Source organism: Psychromonas arctica (assembly GCF_036697365.1).
GTDB lineage: Bacteria > Pseudomonadota > Gammaproteobacteria > Enterobacterales > Psychromonadaceae > Psychromonas > Psychromonas arctica_A.
In genome coordinates this window covers 13,266-37,112 of record NZ_JBAHZA010000006.1, presented here as the reverse complement: position 1 = coordinate 37,112, position 23,847 = coordinate 13,266, and the positions used below count along the sequence as shown (strand labels likewise).

General features: G+C 35.0%; 17 protein-coding genes. 2 read left to right on the top strand and 15 right to left on the bottom strand.

Going from position 1 to position 23,847, the window contains the following annotated elements; genetic code table 11:
• Positions 1–9 precede the first annotated feature (9 nt).
• The 3 genes from V5290_RS08355 to V5290_RS08345 are packed head-to-tail and all read right to left on the bottom strand — an operon-like array spanning position 10 to position 3,401.
• Positions 10–1,131: a glycosyltransferase family 4 protein gene (locus V5290_RS08355; protein ID WP_333383980.1), complete on the bottom strand. Its 1,122-nt coding sequence runs from the start codon at positions 1,129–1,131 to the stop codon at positions 10–12.
• Positions 1,132–1,176: 45 nt separating this feature from the next.
• Positions 1,177–2,205 (bottom strand): polysaccharide deacetylase family protein, encoded by a 1,029-nt coding sequence (locus tag V5290_RS08350; protein ID WP_333383977.1) that lies wholly within the window; start codon positions 2,203–2,205, stop codon positions 1,177–1,179.
• Positions 2,206–2,243: 38 nt separating this feature from the next.
• Positions 2,244–3,401 carry a glycosyltransferase family 4 protein gene (locus V5290_RS08345; protein WP_333383974.1) on the bottom strand — a complete coding sequence of 386 codons (1,158 nt, stop codon included), beginning with the start codon at positions 3,399–3,401 and terminating at the stop codon, positions 2,244–2,246.
• Between the two features lie 380 nt (positions 3,402–3,781).
• Between V5290_RS08345 and V5290_RS08340 the strand changes: the two genes are divergently transcribed.
• Positions 3,782–5,545, top strand: a complete 1,764-nt coding sequence (locus tag V5290_RS08340) for a hypothetical protein (RefSeq protein WP_333383971.1) — start codon at positions 3,782–3,784, stop codon at positions 5,543–5,545.
• A 274-nt stretch (positions 5,546–5,819) separates the two neighbouring features.
• Here V5290_RS08340 and V5290_RS08335 read toward each other — a convergent pair whose 3' ends face one another.
• The 9 genes from V5290_RS08335 to V5290_RS08295 form a co-directional block, all read right to left on the bottom strand.
• Positions 5,820–7,226: a phenylacetate--CoA ligase family protein gene (locus tag V5290_RS08335; RefSeq protein ID WP_333383969.1), complete on the bottom strand. Its 1,407-nt coding sequence runs from the start codon at positions 7,224–7,226 to the stop codon at positions 5,820–5,822.
• 129 nt (positions 7,227–7,355) lie between these two features.
• A complete protein-coding gene (locus tag V5290_RS08330; protein WP_333383965.1) occupies positions 7,356–8,471 on the bottom strand; it encodes a CapA family protein in 1,116 nt (371 codons plus the stop codon).
• A 17-nt stretch (positions 8,472–8,488) separates the two neighbouring features.
• Positions 8,489–9,748: a glycosyltransferase family 4 protein gene (locus tag V5290_RS08325; protein ID WP_333383956.1), complete on the bottom strand. Its 1,260-nt coding sequence runs from the start codon at positions 9,746–9,748 to the stop codon at positions 8,489–8,491.
• A 265-nt stretch (positions 9,749–10,013) separates the two neighbouring features.
• On the bottom strand, positions 10,014–11,432 hold the full coding sequence (locus V5290_RS08320; RefSeq protein WP_333383952.1) for an O-antigen ligase family protein: 1,419 nt from the start codon (positions 11,430–11,432) through the stop codon (positions 10,014–10,016).
• A 19-nt stretch (positions 11,433–11,451) separates the two neighbouring features.
• On the bottom strand, positions 11,452–12,684 hold the full coding sequence (locus V5290_RS08315) for a glycosyltransferase (RefSeq protein ID WP_333383949.1): 1,233 nt from the start codon (positions 12,682–12,684) through the stop codon (positions 11,452–11,454).
• Positions 12,685–12,686: 2 nt separating this feature from the next.
• The gene (locus V5290_RS08310) at positions 12,687–13,913 is read right to left on the bottom strand and encodes a hypothetical protein (protein ID WP_333383946.1); all 1,227 of its coding nucleotides are present in this window, start codon (positions 13,911–13,913) and stop codon (positions 12,687–12,689) included.
• Positions 13,910–15,463, bottom strand: coding sequence for a lipopolysaccharide biosynthesis protein (locus tag V5290_RS08305; protein WP_333383943.1), 1,554 nt, complete (start codon positions 15,461–15,463; stop codon positions 13,910–13,912). The genes V5290_RS08310 and V5290_RS08305 overlap by 4 nt, the downstream gene beginning before the upstream one ends.
• Positions 15,464–15,469: 6 nt before the next feature.
• Complete coding sequence (locus tag V5290_RS08300) at positions 15,470–16,453, bottom strand: hypothetical protein (protein WP_333383940.1); 984 nt, start codon at positions 16,451–16,453, stop codon at positions 15,470–15,472.
• A gap of 9 nt (positions 16,454–16,462) precedes the next feature.
• The gene (locus V5290_RS08295; RefSeq protein ID WP_333383937.1) at positions 16,463–17,263 is read right to left on the bottom strand and encodes a WecB/TagA/CpsF family glycosyltransferase; all 801 of its coding nucleotides are present in this window, start codon (positions 17,261–17,263) and stop codon (positions 16,463–16,465) included.
• 158 nt (positions 17,264–17,421) lie between these two features.
• Here V5290_RS08295 and V5290_RS08290 point away from each other — a divergent pair, with 158 nt between their 5' ends.
• The gene (locus V5290_RS08290; protein WP_333383934.1) at positions 17,422–18,444 is read left to right on the top strand and encodes a hypothetical protein; all 1,023 of its coding nucleotides are present in this window, start codon (positions 17,422–17,424) and stop codon (positions 18,442–18,444) included.
• A gap of 77 nt (positions 18,445–18,521) precedes the next feature.
• Here the strand turns inward: V5290_RS08290 and V5290_RS08285 are convergent, their stop codons facing one another.
• Genes V5290_RS08285 through V5290_RS08275 form a run of 3 tightly spaced genes read right to left on the bottom strand, consistent with a single transcriptional unit; the run spans position 18,522 to position 23,821 of the window.
• Positions 18,522–21,140, bottom strand: a complete 2,619-nt coding sequence (locus V5290_RS08285; RefSeq protein WP_333383932.1) for a tetratricopeptide repeat protein — start codon at positions 21,138–21,140, stop codon at positions 18,522–18,524.
• A 40-nt stretch (positions 21,141–21,180) separates the two neighbouring features.
• Positions 21,181–22,527, bottom strand: a complete 1,347-nt coding sequence (prsR, locus tag V5290_RS08280) for a PEP-CTERM-box response regulator transcription factor (protein ID WP_333383929.1) — start codon at positions 22,525–22,527, stop codon at positions 21,181–21,183.
• A 10-nt stretch (positions 22,528–22,537) separates the two neighbouring features.
• Positions 22,538–23,821: a hypothetical protein gene (locus V5290_RS08275; protein WP_333383926.1), complete on the bottom strand. Its 1,284-nt coding sequence runs from the start codon at positions 23,819–23,821 to the stop codon at positions 22,538–22,540.
• Between the last annotated feature and the right edge of the window lie 26 nt (positions 23,822–23,847).

Below are 23,847 nucleotides of genomic sequence, written 5' to 3'. Positions count from 1 at the left end.
TTGCCCCCCTTATTCTGAAAGTTCAGTAAAAATGGCTTCAAAACGTTCCATCACCTGGTCTACGGAATGATTATTTGCGTAGTATTCACGTGCATTATTTGAATATTGCTGCCATAACTCTGGATTAGAACATAGGTTTTTAATGCCAGATATCAAATCCTCTTTTGTGACAGCATCAAAACCTAATTGACGATCCCTGATCAGGTGATCTGGGTCAAAAGTAGAAACAATGGGTAAACCTTGGCTCCATGCTTCTAAAAAAGTATTAGGAAAACCTTCGTAAACGGATGAACAACAAAACACACTCGCGCTACGGTACAAGTCAGGCATATCTGCACGAGCAACCATACCTAAATAGGTAACGTTATTGAGATTATTCATAGTGTTTAATACACTTTTAAAATACGAATCCTCTTGTTGAGGGCTTCCACCAACAATAAATTGATATTCAGGTAAACTTTTGGCAACGTCTAAGAATAACTCTAAACGCTTGCTTTCATGAATTCTAGCCGCCCATAGAATAGAAGGTGTTTGTTGATTTAAAACTATTTTTTTATACTCCTCACGACTAGGTCCAGGGCATGGCATAGGCATTATTTCAGAGTTAAGCTTAAAACCAGACTTCAAAGAGTTCATTTGTTTTTTAGTTTGCGATAAAATATAATCTGCGTTGAGAAGGCCATAACGATATAAAATTCTTTCCCGATAGGTGTCCATTACCGGCAATTTATAATCAGCGTCAGAATCATTTGCCAAAGAATATAAAAACTTCTTATTGTGTCGTTTACACCACATAGCAACTTGTCCTGTAATGTATTCCCCACAGTTTTGATAATAAACATCAGCATCAGCACGCTTCATTGCACTATTTAAACCAGTCCAACGAGGATGAAAGAAACGAATTCCTTTTAAACCTGCATCTTGACGACATATTTTAATAACATTGATACCATCAATAACTTCGTCGCTCTCAACACCTTCAGACCAAGTTAATAAAGACACTTTATGCCCTCTTGAAACTAACCACTTTGCCATCAAACTTGTTTGTCTTTCTACACCACCAATTGAACCGTGACTTCCACCAGTAACAGCTCCATATGCAAAATGAGCAACAAGACAAATATTTAGCATGATAATTTACAACCCTAGCAATAAAAAGATAAAAAGAAATAGCTACTATTTCGTATTTAACAGAAATAACAGTTCAGGAATTGTTTTATGCGCGGGAAAATTAAAGCGCTTTAATGCCATTAAATCATCCTCTGACTGACATAATCCAACATCCGTTGAAAAAGCAGCTTTATAACCAACCTCTTTTAACAGTTGCTTAGAAAGCTTATTATAATTGCCATTAGGATAACAAAAATAATCGCATTTGACTGCTAATTCCTTTTCAATACAGACTTTTGATTGTTTTAATTGTGACAATATTTTGCTTTCTTCAAGGCAGTCTAGACGTAAGTGATCTTGTGTATGACTAGCAACATCAATACGGTTTTCAGATATTAGTTGCTTTAAAGTATTCCAGGAAACAACCGCAGACCAATCATCTTCATGACAAATATCTTTTAAAGCAGCCGACGAACGATTTTCTAAAGTTTCACACAAGTAATTAAATAGATTATTTAGCTCAATATCATCGTTAAATTTATTCTTACAAATATCACGAAATTTTTTATAGCTAGAAGCTAAAGCAATATAGTTTGTTGCATCAAAACTATAAACTTCGTTTTTATAGTGCAATGAAAGAATCTCTCCCATATTCTGTTGCAAGGCATAATCAAGACGGTCAAACCAAAAAGGAAGCCCTGAATCAACATGGTTAGTAGCTACAAATAAAACCGGCTTTATATTATATTTCTCACAAATAGGAAGCGCATAATCAATATTATTACGATAGCCATCATCAAATGTAATCAATAAAGCATTATCGATAGGAGGAACTTTACCGCTTAAGATGTCGATAGACTGTTGTACAGTAATAAAATGATAGTATTGAGCAAGCATGCCTAGAGTTCGGTCGAACTCTTTAACAGGAAGTTGCTTACGAAGTGGAGACCAAACAGTTTTGGTATCAATATCCATGACACCATGCACCATTAGCACACAAATTTTATAACGGTTTTTATGGTGGAGAAATTTTAACAACCCACTTTGAAACAAAATCTTTAAAAGTATATTCTTAATAAAAGCTTTAACGGCCATAGTTATCTATCTCATTAATGAACAAAGGGACGGTAAAGCTACTTTCGATGAGCAAGTAAATCTTCATAATGATTAAATGTAGTATCTACGTATCTTTCAATACTAAACCTTTGTAAGCCTTTTTTAGCATTAATGATAAACTGTGCTTCTAGCTCAGGGCTTAAGGCTATACTTTTAATTTTATCAGCCAACTCTTCAATGTTCTCTTTTTCAAACAGGTAACCATTATCACCATTTGTAATGACTTCTGGCATTCCTCCAGCATTTGTAGCAATACATGGTAGCCCTGATGCCATTGCTTCGATTAACGCAGCTGGAGTACCTTCTGAACGAGATGGTAATATAAATAAGTCGCTTACTTTAAGAATTTCAGGAATATCACTACGATTACCAGCAAAAATAATTTTGTCTTTTAAATTAAAAAAGTTAATTTGTTCTACTATTTTTTGATAAAAAGAATCCGACGTTTTTTTCCCAACTAACAATAATCTTGCATTAGGAATACTTTTACAAACTTTAGCAAAAGCAGGAACTGCAATGTCCCATCCTTTAACTTCGATAAAATGTCCCACAGCAGTAATAAGAAAATCTGATTTATGTATATGAAAGGATTCTCTAATTTCATCTACCTTTTCTGAACAAGTAAAGCGCTCAAGTTGCACTGGTACATCGATGATATGAATCTTATTATCAAAACCGACTTGGTTGCATATTTCTTTTCTTGCTGCATCACTGATTGCTAGAATACGATTTGCAAGCAAACAGGTAAGACGTGTACTTGGCATTAACTTTTTTAAACCTTGAGGTTTCACCCCTTTTTCATAATATGAAGACATAGACAATTTGGACCAAACTTTAACTGGGGTCCTTGCGAGCATCGCTGCAATTAACGGGCTTGTATGGTCATTATAGCAATGTAAAATATCACACTTAGTTAATCGCATAAGCTTATAATTACGAGTAATACTTTTTAAATCAAAATTTCCTTTGGATCGAGGTTGATAAATTACTTTACAACCGATTTCTATAAAAGGTGTTACTAAAGAAAGATCATCAGGTTGCTTTGATAAAACTAGCCAATTATTCCAATTATTTTCGGCACATTTCTGAACTAACCTCAAAGTACTTAGCCACTTTGAGGTCGCTATAATAGGGACCCCCCCCCAATAATGGACTATATTTATTTCCTTTTTCAATTCCAGTAGCCTTTAATAATATTTAAATAAAGAAAATATATTCTCTGCACATCTAGATTATACATATAATTCCCTAAATGTTGATGTCGCATATCAACAAATAATTACTTTAGGTTTAACGTACCGAAATAGCTGGGAAATTGAATTTTTAGAAGTACAAAATAGATTAAAAAAAGCGACTTAAATAAGTAAAGTCTTGTTAAAAATAGTTAATAATTCTATTTTTTACTTTTCTCTTTAAACCTATGTTGTCGGAAAACAGATTTAAATTAATTTTGAATAAAGATTAATGGCATACAAACTAAAAGAAACTATACTCCAAGGCATGTTTTATAGAAAGATTTGAAAAGGAGCTAAAAATGGTTCAGCTAATGAAAACAATGAGGTATATGAAACACTCATTTATTGTATTGTTATTATCCATAAGTACTAGCATTTCAGCTTATACAATGCCTGTAGGGATACCTAACACTACTTTAGACTTTCAACAAGAAATGCCCTCAAGGCCTAATGACTGGAATACTGAAAAACCAGGTTACTATTACATAAATTATCAAACAGGTAGCGATAAACAAACTTACGGAACACCTGACGTACCACGTAAATCGTTCCCTAGCCCTGCACCTGCTGGTTCATATATTGAAATAGCAGGTGAGTACGATCAAGGTTTTAAAACTTATGGTGATCGAATATATGTACTCAATGGTACTGATGAGAATTGGAGTGCAGGAGAAGCTGGTCCAGTTTGGGTTACTGAAGCAAAGGATACTGATGGGGCAATTAGTAAAGTAGGGTTTCTGGTGATGGGAGCAAACATATACATCTCCGATTTGGACTTTATTAACGGAGCAAACCTTAAAATTGGATCACCTAGTGAAGGGCGACAAGCAACAAATGTAGTGGCCAAAAACTTAGATTTAAATGGTGGCGGTATATCTATATCAGCAGATTCAACGGCTCCGGTTTCAAATGTCGTAATATACAATACTACAGTACATAATTTGGGCGATGTAAACTCTCCAACGGATGATGATTTTCACGTAATATCGATTGGAAAATATGTTTCCAATGTATGGTTATTAGATAATATTTTTCACACAGCATCTGGGTCAGGGCTTCAAGTTCTTGGAGACCTTAATAACAGAGGTTCGACAAATAATATCTACGCAGGACGTAATGAAGTTTATAACGTAAGACAAGCTGGCCTATGGGTTAAAGCAGGATCTAATGTAGTATTTTCAAGTAATTATGTCCACGATTTAGTTAGTACGTCTTGGTCTCCATCTAAAGGGCTTGGAGCACAGTATCAACCCGATGAGTTGTGGATGATCAACAATCGTATCAGTGGTGTTGAATACGGAATAAGGATTGCTTCTACATCTGCAACCACATGGGATAAAAAAATCTACATTATTGGTAATGTTATTCATGGGATTGAACCTGTGCAAGAAAACTCGAATATCGGCCCTATTGAAACCACTTCATCATGGCAATCAGCTGCTATTCACATAGCAAGCTCAGATGAACAATATATTTTCAACAACTTAATATTTGATGCTCCTAATGGGATTGATGTATCTAATCGAGATACTACAACTTGGATAAAAAATAATATTTTGCTAGATGTAACGGCAGCGCACGTTAATGAACCCACTGGATATCATATTATGCTTGAATACTTAGCTCTTAATGAACAAGCATTTATAGAAAATAATTATTTTGGAGACGGCATGTATGTGCGGGTAAAAGAAGGCGTATCTAATAAAATACATGAAACAGTATTATCTTTAAATTCTAAAAATGGCGCTAGTGGAAATGTTCAAGGTACAAACATTATTACACAAAACGATATTGGTCAAATAATGGATGGTTTAAGTATTGACGGCATGGGGTTTACAACACTTAAAGATGCGGGTACCAATGTAAATAATATTTTAATAACCCAGTTTAAATCGCAATTCTCTGATACCAGCGGGATAAATTTAGACATTTTTGATGAGCAACGCAGTCTTGGGAATTCAATTGATATAGGCCCATTTGAACAATATGGTGCTAAACAAATCCCCACTATTCCTACAAAACCAGGAGAGTTAAAAATAATTCAACTACCAAACGAGACCGAAGTAACGACAACAATATACTAACTGAAGATTGACTTAAAAAATACTTGAGCCTTTTTCATAAAAATAATTAATCATTGATAAATAGTTTTTAGAAAAAGGTTAAAACAACATTGCGTAAAGGTTCTGATGAGCACGACATTTTATTAAAAAATAAAATGTCGTATTTGATTAAGTTCATCTACTTACTTTCAATTTTATTACCCAAGGGGTTTGTGAACAATAGAAAACATAATAAAAAGATATATAATTTATTCAAGTTTTCTATTAAACGTTTTTAATGTAATAATATATTAAACTAATTTTGAATATTGATCTGTTGATCAACAAAGACTGACTTACCACGTTTCGTTAATGGAATATGATCAACTTGCATTACAGAAACCTCTATACGCTTCTGTAATTTATTATTGATATTATTAAGTATACGTTGTTTACTTTCCTCGGAAAAATCTTGTCTTGTTTTTATTTTTATCACTGCTACACCAGGGGTATCCTGATAAAATTGATATTGCAGTACATCATCAAAAGTATCATCATGCATATTTATAGCAGACCAAGGTATTAAGCTATTATCTACTGCCACTAAATGTTCTTGGATATTATGCCCCATAATATTTCTTACTATAAGATGATTGCGTTTGCATTTATCACAATAATTTCCAACATACTCAGCAAAGTCACCCGTTTTATAACGTATAAATGGCATTACTGTATTTATAAAACCAGTTCCGACTATTTCACCAACTTGACCCTTTTCTGTAATCACATTGCCATTTTTATCCAACAATTCAAAATAACCATAAGTCGGCCATACATGATAATCGTCTGAGTTTTCACATTCACCTGCCGCGACAAGCTTTTCACTATGCCCATAAGAAGAGTAATACCGGCAGTTAAAGACTGATTCAACAAAACTACGTTGCTCAGGATAAACATTTTCGGATTCAGCTAAAATCGCTTTAATATTGTTAAATGTTATATTCTCTTTTTTAGCGAATCGGGCTAATTGATACACTGATGATGGATACACATGAAGAAAGCAATCCTTAAGTGTTTTAATATGAGAAATATAGTGACTCATATCTTTGTCATTCATGTGAAAATTACTATAATAATGTTCCTTAAAAATAGGATCGTAACTTTGGTTCTCCCCTTTTTTTGAACCCGTAACGCGCCCTCTTAATACGGCTTTTATATCTCCAAGTTTAAACCCAGCTTTTCTCCAGCCATCAACTAAGTAAGCATACTCAATCTGTGACCGACTTGCATTAATGTAAAAAGAAAGAGGGATACCACTTGTCCCACCTGTTGTAACATAATCAACATCAGAGTTATCTTTATCGACTAAAAGTAAATCTTCAGTATTATTATTAATAAAATCTTTATCAATCAAGGGGAACTTATTAAAATCATTTAGCGTATTAAAAGCCAAAATATCGATATTAGCTTCATCATATAGCTTTCTATAAGCAGGGCATTTTTCATAAGCAATATTAACTTGCTGTTTTAATTGTTTAAGGTGGTAAGCGTCAATTTCAGCTTTTGTCCATCTATCAGCAGATAAAATAAGCTTTGTTGTTTCTCGAAATTTTCTACCAATTAAGTACTCTAAAGGAACAACTGAAAGTGTAAGGCCAACCAATCTCTTAAAAGCAGGAGGCATTGCCTCCCATATATTTTTCTTTGAAAATGCTTTCTTCATATTAATTTTCCGAAATAAAAACGCCCACTATTTTTTACCCACTAAAATCAATGTGTTTGATGATGGGCTTGCATTAAACGAATACTTTTCGAGTGGTTGAAAGGATAGATAATAGCTTAAAAACTATAATCATTTATTTAGCAACTTTATAAAAACTCGGGAAAAATAGTAACGGATCGTTGCTACTACTCCTTTTCTTTGGCACATATTCGCGACTGATTTTAGGTGTAATTTTACCCAAAGGGCCCGTGCTAATACATAATTTATTTGAACAAAAAAAGCACTAGAAAAAAATGAAGACAACCAATTGATTTCCTGTTCAAGCCTATCCTTATCTTTACCTTGTAAATACTCTACTTGTAGCTCGCTATTGATAAAAAAAGGAATAACTTTAATTTCCTTTATTTCCTTGTCCTGAATAACGAAATCAAGGCTTAAACTATATTTGGTATTAGGCATTGCTTTAGTATCAATATCAATTAAAAAATTACCAATACCATAAAATATAACTTTGCCTTTATATCTTTCAATACCTTGTATTACATGAGTATGGTGACAAATAACACAATCAGCTCCGGCATCAATTAATGCCTGCGCTCTTTTTCTTGAAACCTTATCAGTATAACGACAAAACTCAACACCTTGATGCAAAGACACAAGTAATAAATCTGTAGTCATTCTCAATTTTTTAACATCAGTTACCATTTCGCAGACAGACTTGTAAGAAACATTTATCTCAGTATTAGCTGGAAAAGGATGCGCGGCAGGTGAGTAAGCAATTAATGAAACATTTGCACTTGGCAAATTAACTTTATGCTCAAAACTTTCAGAGTAGCTACCCGTAGCTCCAAAACATCCCATTCCTTTTTTGTATACAGCATCAATGGTATCTTGAGCTCCGAAAACACCTAAGTCTAAGAAGTGATTATTTGCTACATTTGCCACATAATTGACATTCTGAGGAAAAATATTCAAATAGCCTTCAATTCCATTCATAAGGACAGGTTTAGGCTCCCAAGGTTCGCCTCTTTCTGTTAGGCAACATTCCAAATTAAAAATGACAGCAGATTTCTCTTCAAAAATCTCCTTTACATGCATAAAATTATAATCATTTCCATATTGATCTATTTTTCCTCCTACTCCCCTCGCTAGAGCGATATCTCCTAAAAATAACATTCTTGATTTAGGTGATTTTGAAGCATAGTCCGCTAACTTTATCGTCCAATTACTACTTAGGATACTCATGATGATGCTAACCTTGATTAATTTATGGCTTTTTCCCAGATTGTTGAAGCAGCCTGAAGTGTAAACTTCTCTGATTTATGTAATGCATCTAATGAAACTTGTTCCGCTAGTTTTTTATTTGTTATTAACAAATGTAACTTATCAACAAATTCAGAGATATCTTCTTTATTAATTAAATAGCCTGTTTTTCCTGACTCAACAAGGTCAGATAAATCACCTATGTCTGATGCTACAATTGGTAAGCCTAGGGTTGCTGCCTCCATACATGATAAAGGTAAACCTTCGGAGTCTGATGTAAGCACAAAAACACGCGAATCTACCAAATATGATGTTACATCTACAGTTGCCCCAGTAAACGTGACATTTTTATTAAGCCCCAATTGCTGAGATAATAACTCATACTCTTTAAGTCGATTACCACCACCAACAACCAAGGCTGAAATATTGGGTAATTTTAGTTTTAATTTTTCTACAATTGTTAAAAAACGATCAACTCTTTTTACAGGGTCTAATCTAGCAACAAGGATCAAATCATTATTTTTCTCCTTTGAAAAATTTTGGAATACGGACTTATCTATTCCTCCAGGGTTAACAACTACATTTTCAACCTGCTTATTTTCTAAATATGACTTGGCTTTATTGCCCATTGTTACGACAAGATCTATTGTTTTAATATAATTAATTAACCGCTTTTCCAAAACGCAATCATGCTTACCGGAGTCTTTGAAAATAGGAGTGCCACTATATACTCCACCACCGACAATTTCAGACCAACCACCGACACAGAAATAAATAGATTTAGTTGCATTCATCCTAGCAATAACATTTGCAAAAATACCGTTTAACAACAAGTGAAAGCCACCAACATAGTCTACCTTGTTTTTTTTTGTAACTTTGTAAGCCGTATAAGTTCTCGCAAAAGTATTACCAAATATTTTTTGAATGATTGGAGAAGGCGTAACATAAGTTACATTTTCTATTTCCAGCATTTTCTTATCTGCAACAATCCAAATATGTTCGCAAACATTCGATTCAGCTAACGGTTTGATATGTGCGGCGATCCAGTTATTAGATTCAAAACGCCCCATAAAAACAAACTTTTTTTTATTAAAACTTTCATCAGCTTTCTTACTTTTATATGAAAATAAAATCGTAATTAAACTCGACACTCTTATAATTTGGTAGATTAAAAACCTTGATAAAAGTTGCTTGAAAAGTGTATTCTTCTGTGAATCAATTAAGCGTGATTTTTGAACTGTATATTTCTTCTCTTCCACAAATGCTCCTTTTAATTAATCGAACTCTAGTACAACGACCTAAATTTATTCTTTTAATAAACATGCAGATTTCAAATTAAGGTTTATAAAAACTATTACAGTAATTGCTCTTACCCTATTAATATAATCACTAAATATCCATCATATTATTACTATGTGAGTGCATTCTTTAATTTTTCCTATACAAAATTAAAGAATGCACTTATTAAGATGTGGTTAATGAGATCAGTTTTTAATGTCATAAGAAATATTAAAAAATCTGATTTTAGTCATCAATGAGAGTACTTTTTTTACCTGACTGCTTTTTCTTTCGTTCAATATGCACACGCAATAACAACCCAATCGCAACCCACATACCAACAGCTCCTTCTCTAGGATAGAAAGTCTGACTACCTATAGAGGCAATTAAAAAGGCACCTATTAATGCAAAGGCTGCACCGCCAGTAACTACATATAAATTGTTAGAACTGTCACGAAAAAGGCTCCAAGAGTACTTTAGAAGAAGTAGATACAATAAAAAAACAGGTAAGGCACCTATAAAACCATTGTCTTGAATCCATTGTAGATAAGAGTTATGCGGATGAGGGAAACTATCAAATTCACCATATAACTCCCTCATTTTCAGCGTAAGCCCTATATTTACCATAGCATCCCTACCATAGCCAAAAAATGGAGCTTCAATGATGGAATCCCACACTAATGGCCAAGCTAAATTCCTACCAGAAGTAACTTCATACAAATCAACTCCATCTTCTTCAAAGTTAGTCTCTTGGGTGTATGAACTTTCATCTGAATTAAAACCAAAGCTAAGTCGCTCAACTGAAGATGGTGCAAACATAATTACAGCTATGTATATTAATGGGGCTAATAAAATGTACTTCTTCCACTTAAATAAACAATAAAGTAAACCTAATACAGCCCATGTTCCATAACCTGTTCGCCCTCCAGTTAAAGCCATAGCGATAAATATGATCAGGCAACAGGGCAATATAACCAACCAATAATACTTTTTACTTACTAATTCTTTTAAACAAAAAACTAGCCAAAAAGCGCCACTCATCATCATCGAAATATTAACTCGATGGAACCCAACACTTGCAGAAATAATCTTTAGCGCTTTGTGTTGTAACACATCACCACCTAGTGTTAATGAGCCTAATTTCATTGCTTTAACGACTTGGAAGGCTAATAAGATAAACATCAGAGCTAAAGAGCCCATTGCAAAATTATATTGTTTTCTATTACGACAACCATCAAAAATAATCATGCTAGGAAATACCCACTTAAAACAATTAATCAAGAATTCATTAATTGCAGAAATAGCTCCAGGTGGAGAACTATTGACCACTTCATACCATTCAAACACACCACTTCGATCTGACATATATCGGATGACGCTAAGGACAATGAAAAAACCATATATAAATAGCAAAAAATTAATTTTACGGGGCATTTCCCAGAGTAACTTCTGCTTTCTTCTATCAGAAAGCCAAGATAAAACGACATTTAAAAATAAAAAGTTCCAATGATTTAAACCAGGTACCCCACCAACAGCTTTAGGCATATCAGGATGCTGAAAGATAGAAATTAAAAGTACTAACCAGCAAGCTCCTCGAAACCAATCTTTCCAGGCGTAAACACTTAAATAAGCGATGAGTAAGGTCAATAATGTAATTCGAATCATAAGTAATTAACTTTAAAGTTTAATTAGAAAATGTTGCATATATTTTATGCCAATGTTGCGAGACCTCTGAAATAGAAAACTTTTCTGTACTTTGATACGCGGCCTCTGAGAACGTATCTAATTTATTTTTGCATGAAAAAATATTAATATAACCAGTTGCAAACTCATGTTCAGTTAAAAAATCGCTGAGGTAACCATTTACCCCTTCTTCGATCAAATCGCCTAGATCGCCGACTTTAGAAGTAATGGCTGGAGCTCCACACATCATTGCCTGAATAAGAGCTTGTGATAAGCCTTCAGAATCTGAAGTCAATACAAAACAGCGAGATTGCTGAAGCCAATACTCGACATTATTTTGCCATCCTGCAAAATATACATCATCAGCAATACCTAACTCGATAGCTAGCTTTTGTAACTTTTCTTTATCTGGGCCATCACCGACAATTACCGCATTTAAATGAGGAAGTTGTTTTTTCGAAATTTGTATCGACTTCAAAAACCGGTCAACTCTTTTTACTTCTGATAAACGACCTACCAAAATTAAATCATATTGTTTTTTTACTTCAGGCCTTGGACAAAATACAGAATCATCGAACCCGCCAGGTACAATTTCAAAGATTGTCTTAACACCTTTATCTTTAAAATAACGAATAGCTGATGTGCCCATAGAAATAACTAAATCCATTTCATTAACCGACTTAATCAACATTTTTTCAATAAATGAATCTGCTTTACCAATACGATTAAAGATCCTACTTTCTGTATTGAACCCTCCGCCATCAACTTCTCTGGGTCCACCTCCACAAATATACACAGATTTAGCTCCAATTAATTTCGCTAAGACAACTACAAGTAAACCATTAAGTAAAAGGTGAAACCCTACTAAAACATCTGGTCTTTGAGTGATTGCTAACCATGTGAAATAAATTAAGCGAGCAACTACCTGTCCGAATACTTTACTTAGCCATTTAGGTGCATATTCACCAGAAACCTTATTCATATTAGGTACAGAAGTAGATGCTACCATGGTTAAATGCTTACAGGTATCGGCATTAGCCATAGGACGTAAATGAGTGATTAACCAGTGATCCGAATAAAAGGTACCTGTTGCTAATATAGTGAGTTGCTTCGTTTTTTTAGGTTGATGAGGTATTAACTTAAATAGTTTTAATAACAAATAATGAATAATAAGCATCCCCCTTAACAAACATCGATAACAGTGCTGAAAAACACTAATCTCCTTATCAATCATTTTTAATTACCTATTTTAGGAAAGGTTAATCTATCCCATCCAATTGAAATACTAGCTCTTCCAGAATAATCCTTATCATTAAGGGCTATATAAGAACACTTTACGCCATTAATATATAAAATGGTTAGTTTAGGATTTTCTACATACCAAGTAAGGCCTTGAATGTCATCTCCATTGTAGTCCGTAGAGAGGTAGATATGAGTTTCCTCCCCCATGTACTTCACAGAGAAATCCAATTCTTCAATCGTGCGGTTATAACCTAGCAAACGACGAGTCGTGGTTGTTAATATTTTTTTATTATCTTGATACTCAGCTAATAACTCAAAGGCTTGCCTTGTTTCCTCAGTAAACGGTTCTTCGATGGAATGCACTTTACCTAAATGACTATATAGAACACTACAACCTTCATTCTGCACCAAGGTATCTAACATCGCTTTAGTTAATACATTATGAATACCACGTGCTTGATCAAAGCAGGAGACACCACCCCATGCAGGGTTACAACGCATAAACTCAATAACTTCAGAACCGTCTATTAAGGTTGTTTTACGTAGGACTTTGTTGGCTTTATGCATCGCATATTTTTGATTTCCGAGGCGAGCAAGCCAGGCTTTAATAAATTCTAATGCAATAGTTTTAAGCGATGCTTTAATTTTATGCTTGTTAAACAAACTTTGATAACTGCGTTTTGCGTTTTGTGCAACGCAACTCGTCACCCTACCTTTCCAAATAAAAGGCAAACCACCAGACTTCACAGTAAGGTCACTATGATAAGCTGTAGTACCTTGTTCAGCACCACTTCCTTGCATAATGTCATTGTCTAAATTTGTTGGCGCTTGCGCATGGTCAACCCACACTTCAATTTTACGTTTTCCTGATTGAATGGTATTCCAATATTTTTCAATTGATGCTCTATCATTAACAAAATCACCAAATGAATGTAAACAATCAATATGACCAGATTCAATCAAACGATGAATTTTATCTCTTCCTTCGTCATCTGTATTTGTATATGAAAAATTATGACTAGGCATATCAAAATAGACAGTATTTCCAACCTCTAAACCAACTCCTTTCCCTAAAGATGTTTGTTCTGTTGTATTTAAATACTTTGCCGTCTCAAAATAAATTTCTTTGTTAGGCGTTTCATCGAGATCACTACAGATAGCAAGCATTGCTTGATAAGGATATGGATATTTTCGTAGGCTAACCGTATTTTTTTTCTTCATGATGATTGCAACTTAAATCGAGATAGGCACTTCTGTTGTAGTTTGAATGGGACTAGATAACGAAAATAAATGAACAAAGTAATTATACTTGCAATGCCAATAAGTGCAGAAGCACTTAACCATTCACCTTGATTATATTCATAACGAGATAAAGCAAGGCAGACTAAAAAAGGACAGATATAAAAAACAGGTTTAATAAAGCTATTAAGTACATAACTAAACCAAGATAATTTAAGTTGTCGACAGGTATAAATCGGGACAATAATTCCGTAAACAATATTCATTGGAATAACAAATAATAGGGCTGCTGTTGTTAACTCCCATTGTTCAATGCCTGTAAACAAAAGCTCTATTCCAAATAATACAAAAATTGCAACAAAAGCAAAAAGAGAAATACGGCCATGTTGATTCAAACCCATTAATATTCGAAGCGATGTATCTTGCCCCATAGGTAATAATTGACCAATAGCTAAAATCATCACCAATGACCAAAGAGCATATTCGGGTCCCATCCAATAATGTAAAACAACATCCCCATAGATTAATAACAAACCTAAGGTAGGTAACGCAAAAGCAAAGCTTAATTTCGTGGTGTTAATGAATAATGCTTGAATTGCTTGTATATCTCCAGCGCCCTGCATCGAACCGGTTGTAGGAGTTAACATCAAAGTAAACTTAGTCATGAATGTTTTAATTTGCTTAGTCAACGCCATTGGACGAGCAAAAATAGCAAGCGCAGCGGGGCCAATAGAGCTCACTAACATCACACTTATTGTCTGTAACAAAATGATAGGAGGGATATTAGATAACATACTCTTAATGCCAAACTTCAATAACATTTTAGTTGTTTTCCAGTTTGCCATCTTTAAATTAAATTTAAACTCAGTACAGATTTTATTAACAAATACAAATCGAAGAGATTGGAAAATAATAGTTGAAATCAAATAACCAATTGCCATTCCAGCAACACTTAAGTTAGTAAAATAAAGAGCTAACACCATTAAAATTATCGATAATATGCTATCACCAGCATGTAATGCATTATGTATATCCCAACGATGATAACCAGTTAATAAGCCACTTGCTGAACCAGAAGCCATTTGAAAAGCAACACCAGCCCCTAAAAAAAGAATCACTAACTGGGCCGTATGAGTATTTTCTGCAAGGTTTTCGCCAAAATAAGGCGGTAGTAATAGGTAAAATAAAACGGTGCCCAACATTGCTACAGCAGCGAATATCAATTGTACAAATAATGCTGAATTGGCAACATAATTAAGCAAAGTCAGTTCACCAGCCCCTCGGTGTTTGGCTACATAACGATTAAAGCAAGCTCCCATACCTAAGCCAACCAAACTTAAATAACTAACAAAAGACCAGCCAAAATCCCATATACCTAGAGCTGCTTGCCCTACTTTATCATCCACCAAACGTGGCATAATAAAACCAGAAAAAATCAACACAAGCTGACTAGCCCAACTCACCATTAGGTTCCAAGCAAAGCGATCTTGACCTGTTAAATCAGGCTTTTTCTGTTCCTTTTTATCTATCATGAAATTCTATTTCGCATAACCAAGGTGACCATGGTAATTACCGGTAACTTGGTAATAAGTTTGTAACTCATCTTCACTTAATAAAATTTTCCAGCGGTCATCCAACTGAATCACTTCAGAGTCATCCAAACGCATGCCGTTACCGACTACATGATGCTCAACGGTTTTAAAATCTAAACGTTTTTTAGCTGGATCTACACCGATAAAATTAAACAAAGTATCCAACGTTTGTTCAGTGTTATTACAAATATCTTCGTAATGTACTCTGATCCAATTATTTTTCGACATGGTCGCTAACACCGCTTCAGTTTCTTGATTACAACGCACCCATTCATGAGCGCCAATTTCAATTCCTCGGCCTTGCTCTTGTGTTTTTCCTGCACCACCACCACGTAACTTAGGGTTTTTAGCATCGGCAAATTCTGATGGATTTTTATAGGCTAAGGAAACACCTCGCCCATCACGAACAACCCAGATCACTTTGATATCCAATTCAGGGTTTTTTAATAGATATTTCAAACGAATACCTATTTTTGAAGAATCTACAACGGTATCAACCTTGGCTTGCTCTGCAATTGAACGAGCATAATCTGCATTTCGCTTTTGTAAGAAAGGTAATTGCTTTCGCCACACTGGCGATAGCGTTAACAAACTATCTCTAATGAATTCCATCAATGGAGACCTAACCAACGGCCCCAACAGCTTTAACATATAAGGTGTCGCACCGGTTCGAATATCTGTTTTTGCATCTGAAATACAAAAGTCATGACCTTTAGTAGCCATTTTTTCAGCGACACCTTCCCAAAACTCACACTCACCAACTAATTTTTTACATGAACATAAATAACTATTTTTATCACCTAAGTTAATGGCCTTTAATTCACCGACACTGCAAAGATCTGGGTGAGCGCCTAGCAACATAGCAGTCATGGTTGACCCCGAATGACTGGCAGCGGCAAGGTAAACTAATTTTTGTTTTTTATGAGTCATATTATTTCTTTATGATGATTTAATTGGTTTGACTAACTCTTTAATAAGCATGCCAATAAATAGAGTATTGGTAATTAAATAACGCTTCCATAAGCGTCCCGGCTCTTGCAGTACTCTGTATAGCCACTCCATTCCCATTTTCTGCCAAATTAAAGGTGCACGCTTTACTTTTCCGGCAAACACATCGAATGAACCACCAACACCATGCACTACTGGCACCCTCATTACATCTCCCCATTTAGCCATAAACTGCTCTTTTTTCGGAGAAGTAATGGCAACAAAGAGAACATCGGCATTAGCTTTCACAATATTTTCAGCTACTTGTTGTTGCTGGTCTTCTGAAAAGTAGCCATTTTGACGTCCAGCAATGATCACACCTGGGTAATGCTTATTTATCTGCCGTTCGATTTCTTCGGAAACCTCTTCTGTAGCACCAAGGCAATACACACGATATCCTTTGGTATTACCACGTTCTAAAATGCCATGCATTAGATCAATACCTGCTACACGTTCAGGCAGTTTTTTCTTAAGTATTTTACTAGCTAATACAACAGCACAACCATCGGCTAAAATTAAGTTAGATGAAGTAACATCTTCACCTAATGCAGGATTTCTTTTCATATTCACTACTTTGGCGGCATTAAGCATACCAACGTGTAATGATTGTTTAGAAGTGATACATTCATGAACAACATCTAATGTTTGAGACATCCCCATTGGATGAATATTAATGCCAAACATAGTAACGGTTGCTTGTTTAACTTGATAACGTTCGGTAGGTTTTTTTAAAGGTGACTTTTCTGCATTCATTTAGCCACTCCTTAGCTTATATAATGACTTAATCGGACAAACATAACAGTAGTTTTTTGTATTGTAAATATTCCAATATTTTTAACTCATTTTTTTCAAAAAAAACCGTAAAAACATAGCCTTAATAGGTATTTTTAGCACTTTCAAGGACAGAGTAAATGACAAAAACAGATTATTTAATAAGCTTAGATTATGAACTTTTTTTTGGAAAAAATACTGGCTCCGTAGAAGACTGTATGATTACTCCTACAAATAAACTAATTACCATATTAAATAAATATAATAGTCGAGTTTGTCTTTTTGTAGATGCCGGTTTTCTAGTTAAATTAAAAGAATATGCGGATAGTTTCCCTGAATTAGCAAAACAATACCGTGATATTAAGCAACAATTACTAACACTCTCCAAAGCTGGGCATGATATACAACTTCATATCCACCCCCATTGGGTAGATACTACTTACGACCAAGATGGCTGGCATATCGATACCAGCAGGTATCGGTTACATGACTTCTCTAATTCAGAAATTAACGAGATTGTGCGTAGTTACAAAGCAGAGCTAACCACTTGTACTTTACAACCCATATTTGCATATCGCGCTGGTGGCTGGTGTCTGCAACCCTTTGAGACACTATCTAAAGCCTTATCAGACAATGGTATTTGGCTAGACAGCACCTTATTTAATCATGGTTACTCATCGGATCCTACGCGTTACTTTAATTTCACCGATATGCCGCAACAACCTTATTGGACTTTCTCAACAGACCCATTAAAAGTAGATAACCAAGGGCAGTTTGTAGAAATACCTATTAGTGCTTTCAAAACATCCCCTCTATTCTTTTGGAAACTTGCTTTTCATAAGAAGATTTCAGGTAAAAAGTTTAAAAGCTTTGGTAATGGCCAAGCGATGGTAGCTAACAAGCAGTATTATATTGAAAGGCTCACCAAAACAACCTATGGGCCAGTAATGATAGATGGTGCAAAGGCGGGACAATTAGAAAAAGCATTAAAGTCTCACGATAAGAAAAATACCAATGGCATTTTTAATATTATGGGTCACCCCAAGAGTCTTGCCCCTTACTCATTAACTAAACTAGATCAATTTCTGAATAACAACCCACAACTTCAATGTAAAACCTTTCAAAATTTTAGACACTTAATGCCAAATACAATACAGAATTGATAAAGTAGAATTAAAAAACCAGTGTTTAGCTAATAAACACTGGTCTAAATACTACAATTAACCTACTTAGATAACGCTTACTCTGCCACTTCCTGCCAATGCTTTTGTATTTCAACATTATCGGGTAATAACGTTAACGCTTTCTTAATTAATGGCTTAGCTTCAGCAGTTTTTCCTGACTGATGTAATATCCAACCATAGGTATCAAGAACAGCAGGGTTATTTGGCGCAATCTCATAAGCTTTAGCTGCTAACACTTCTGCTTTGGGGTCTTTCTCTAATGAATATAACCAAGCAGCATTATTTAGGCTCGTTAGTTCATTAGGTGAGACACTCAATACCTTCTCATAAGCCTGAATCGCAGCTTCATTTTCTCCCTTAAGCTGTAACGACATACCACTATTTAAGTTCGCATATAAACTAGAAGGCGCAGCAATTAACCATTTAGTTAAAAATGCTTCCGCTTTGTTTTTATCGGATTGCTGATAAATCTTATAAAGCTCAACGGCAATTTCGTCGTTATTATTTTTATTCCACTCATCAGATAATATCTGTGCTGCCTTGGTATCATCTTTCTGAGCTATAGCTAACTGAGCTTTTAATACAGCAACCTGAGGATTCTCAGGCAGAATTACTTCTATTTGCTTCAGCACTTTATCCGCTTCAGCATATTGCCCTGATAAGGTTTCAATTGCAGCTAATCTCATTAAGAAAATTGACTGAGTAGGCGTCAATTGTAACTGTGCCAGAGTTAACTCTCTTGCGCTGGTATAATCCTTAGCTCGAATCGCTGCAATAATTCTTTGGTTACTAATTTGCTGTTGTAATGTATCGCTTTTATCGACTAAGTCCACAGGGAGATTAATCGCTTTCTTAATCGTTTTATCAGCCTCAGAGAATTGTTTATTCTGATACTGATAATCAGCTAAAACAAGCGCTAATATGCTTGGATTATGTTTACTTGATAAGCTATCCTCAATATTAAGTAGCTCTTTTCTTTGCTCTTGAGTACTGATAACGGCACCGTAATAAGCCTTAATCTGCTCAGGATATAAGTCTATAATTTGGTTGTAATAACTAAATGCAGACGACCAGTCTTGTTGTAACTGTTTACTTTGCGCTAATCCATAGTATGACTGAAGATTATCATCAGAAACCTTAAGGATTTGATTAAAAGATTGCTCCGCTAAAGCATATTGATTTCGGTATAAATAATAATTAGCAATCAATAAACGAGTCCCTACTGACACGCCAGCTTTATTTACTTCGTTACCAATAAAACGATCTGCTTCATCAAGACGCTGCATGGCAATTAGTTTTTTTAAATAAACCGTTTGTAACGAAAGATCGGCGCTATTTTTAGCTAAACCAGCGGCTAATAAATCGAGGACTTCTTGTTCTTTTTCTGGAGACTTCTCATTTAAATAACTACTTTCTATTAAAGTCAATTTAGGCGAATCTGGAAATAGCTTTTTGATACGGTCAATCGCTATATCTGCTTTATCGAATTGCTTTTCAGCAATCGCCGCAATCGCATATAACGTTAATGTATCTAAACGTTCTTCATATTCAATCACGTCATCCAAAATATCTAATACATCATTACTTTGATTCAGCTTAAGCTGGGTCATTGCATAGATTTGTGTTAATTGAGGCGTATTTACCTCAGGATCAATCATGCCTGATAAGTATTTTTCCGCACCATTGATATCACCTTCTGTATATAAAATCACGCCAAGCATAGTGGATGCTTTTTTATTGTTAGGATCTATTTCTAGTATTTTTTGTAAAGCTTCTTTTGCCTCACCTAACTGCTTTCTTTTGTAATACTCTTGAGCTGAGATATAATATTCATTGACAGTTGTCGCGGTAGGGAATTCATCACTTAAGATACGAGAATATAGTAACGCCTCAGAGCTGCGGCCTTGCGAAGTTAAAATAGATGTTAACGCCTTAAGAATATTAATTCTCTCTGGGGTAAATATATCCGATGAGGGTAATTCACTTAATGCAAAAGAAAGTGTACTTTCAGCTTGCTCTATCTGGCCTTTTTCAAGTAATAAAAAACCTTTCAACATTAAGGCTTCTGTATTCTTAGGCTCACTTACCATGGCCTTATCTAACAAAGCGAGTGCAGCATCTTTATCATTACTCGCAGTAATTCTTGCTTCCCCGATAAATCCATCACTTTCAAAACCGGCTTGCTGTTGCAGATCAGCAAAAATTGAAAGTGCTTGTTCAGGTTTATTTTCTAATAGTAATAACTTAGCTTTTAACAGCTTAAAGTCATCTCCTTTTGACGACAACAAATCAGATTGCTGTTCAATCAGTTTATTTGCTGAAATAACTTTCTTAGTACGCTGGTAAGACTCTAGTAATAATAAATAGAAATCAGCATCTTTTTGTCCTTGATAACGATTCAATACATCAAGTGCTTGATTGGATTGACCAAGTTTATTGTAAACTTTTGCTAAAATAACATAACCATCTTGTTGATCAGGATAAAGAATAATTGCATTACTTGCTGAATTAATTGCTGCTTTAAATTGGCTTTGCTCTAAGTAAGTTTTACCTTGCTGAGTATATTGAGCCAACTCAGCAACATTTTCAGCATTGGAGTCATCATTACATGCAGTAATAAATAAACTACTGGCTAGTACTAACGAGCTAAACATGACGGTAGATGATTTTTTCATTTTCTTCCCTTATACAAGGTAACTAAAATAGCGTTAATAATTATTGCATATCGTATTTTTTCATTAGGTCATACAAGGTAGGCCTTGTAATACCTAAAGATTTAGCAGCAGCACTGATATTATGATCAGAAGCAATTAATGCTTGTTTCAGTGCATTAACTTCTGCGTTGCGGCGAATCTCTTTCAGATTTAATGGTGCGACTTCTTCATTAACGAGCCCTAGATCTAATGCGCTGATATATTTCAAGTCACACATTATTGCAGCACGCTTAATTTTATTTTCCATTTCGCGTACATTACCCGGCCAAGTATGGTTTTCAATACCATTAACAGCGTCTTCCGAAAATCCAATAATTTGCAGTTTTTGTTTTTTTACATATTTATTTAATAGGTATTTCGCTAATAATAATTTATCTGAACCACGCTCTCTTAAAGGCGGAATATCAATTTGTATTTCAGCAATACGATAATAAAGATCTTCCCTGAATTCACCTGTTTCGACTAACTTGTCTAGGTCTTTATGGGTTGCACAAATAATTCGAGTATCGATATCTATTTGCTTTCTACCACCAACTCGCTCAATCACTCGCTCTTGTAGAAAGCGCAATAACTTAGCTTGTAAATGAAGTGGCATATCACCAATTTCATCTAAAAATAGTGTGCCTTTATGGGCTAGTTCTATTTTACCGACAGTACTTTTTACTGCACCAGTAAATGCCCCTTTTTCATAACCAAATAATTCACTTTCAATAAGATTTTCAGGAATAGCGGCACAGTTAATCGCGACCATCTTGTTATCTTTGCGCAAACTTAATTGATGTAATGAATTAGCAATAACCTCTTTACCAGTCCCACTTTCACCGATTAATAAGCAAGACGCGTCGGTTGGTGCTATTTTTTCCACCATATTGCAGATTTTTAACATCTTAGTATCACTAGCAATCAAACCATTCAGCATTGATTCCTGTTGATTGTTTAGTTGCCTATTTTTCTCTTCAAGATGATAGATATGAAACGCACGCTGAACGATTAAATCCAAGGTATCAGGGTCAACAGGTTTAGCATAAAAGTCATATGAACCTAACTTAACTGCTTGCATTGCATGTTCATTCCCTTCATTCCCTGTCATCACGATAATCTTCATGTGTGGGCTTAAATGTAATGCTTGTTGCAGTAACTCAAACCCTTCCGTTACACCATCCTCATCTGGTGGCAATCCTAGGTCTTGAATCATGACTTTTGGCTCATGCAGCCGTATTGCAGAAATGGCTTCTTTCTGATTAGCTGCAGTAATGACATTGTAGTCAGCAAAGTGCCACTTCAACTGAGTTTGCAGGCCCAAATCATCTTCAACAATTAATAATGCATCTGCTTTATTATTTTTCAATCTTCAATCCTTAATATTTAAACTCGACACTCGCGGTGTATTGCATCTCATCATAGCTATCGGATTCGTCCTCTATAGACTGTTTATAATAATTAGCCTGTAAAGAAAAACTTAAATGAGGGTGGAAGGCATAACTGCTGCCAAGGGTTGCGTTAGTCGCTTGTTTATCAAAATCAGTATTTATCGTTGATTCACTATAACCAAATGATAAAAACGTATTTATTTTTTTAGTCGCTTGTAAGCTGAAATATGTACTTCCTCCCCAACGAGGATCTACATCATCGCCAATGATTTCAGTATCTTTCTGATAGTACAGAGTATTACTATTACTTAAGCGGTTTGTAATGAAAAACTGGTGTTGTAGGTCAACCCTATCTATCCACTGAATTTCAGCATCATCACTGACACTTTCATCACTGTTATCTAGTACATCATCACCGGATCCCAGTGATGAGTCACTTAATTCTCGTTGTGCAGTTAGTGAAAGACTTTGTCGACTAAATTGGTAGCTATAAGATAATTTAAAAACAGCCCCTCCTTCATCGCCTTGATCTGAAGTGACATTACTATAACCAACTTGCACGAGGTAAGATCCTTCACGCAGTTTGCCCTCAACAGAGGCATTCACGTCAGTTTGTGTGTAATCAAAATTAGAAGAAAGGTACTCTACTTTATTAATATCTGTAGCAACTTCTAGGCGAGCTTTAGATGATAATTCATTATACCAAGTTACCCCTACCCCATTGCGATTGGTATCTTGGTCATCATCATCGGTGTAGCGAGTGGCAGTAAAATCATAATCAAGCTCCACACCTGCTCTTGATGAGTATGGTAGAACCCAAACAGGGTTAATAGTAAATACGTCTCTATCCCCTGTATTTTCAGGAACATCAAGTCCGGCTTCATCTAGCAAATAAGAGCGTCTAAAGTGCGTTAAATTAAGGGTTAGGTTTTTACTAAAAAGCTCCTGACTTATACTTAAGCTACCAGACACATCACCTTCATTGTCTATGCTATCTTCACTATAGGTTGTGTAATATGCAGAATAATCTAATGCGGTACGGTTAGTTGCGGTTTGATTAAAATAACCAACACCAAGATCGGCTTGCTGCTCATATCCTGATTGTTTATTATTGGTGGATTGAGTGATATTGTCACTTTGAGTGTGTGATAAACCAAATGACACATAACTCTCACTGACAGAGCCAGGTAAATCATTTGCTAACGCGATACTTGGTAATAGCACCAAACATCCTATTTCGAGTAACCTCTGATAGCGTTTTTTTAGTTTCATATTCACACACTGCCTATATTAAATCT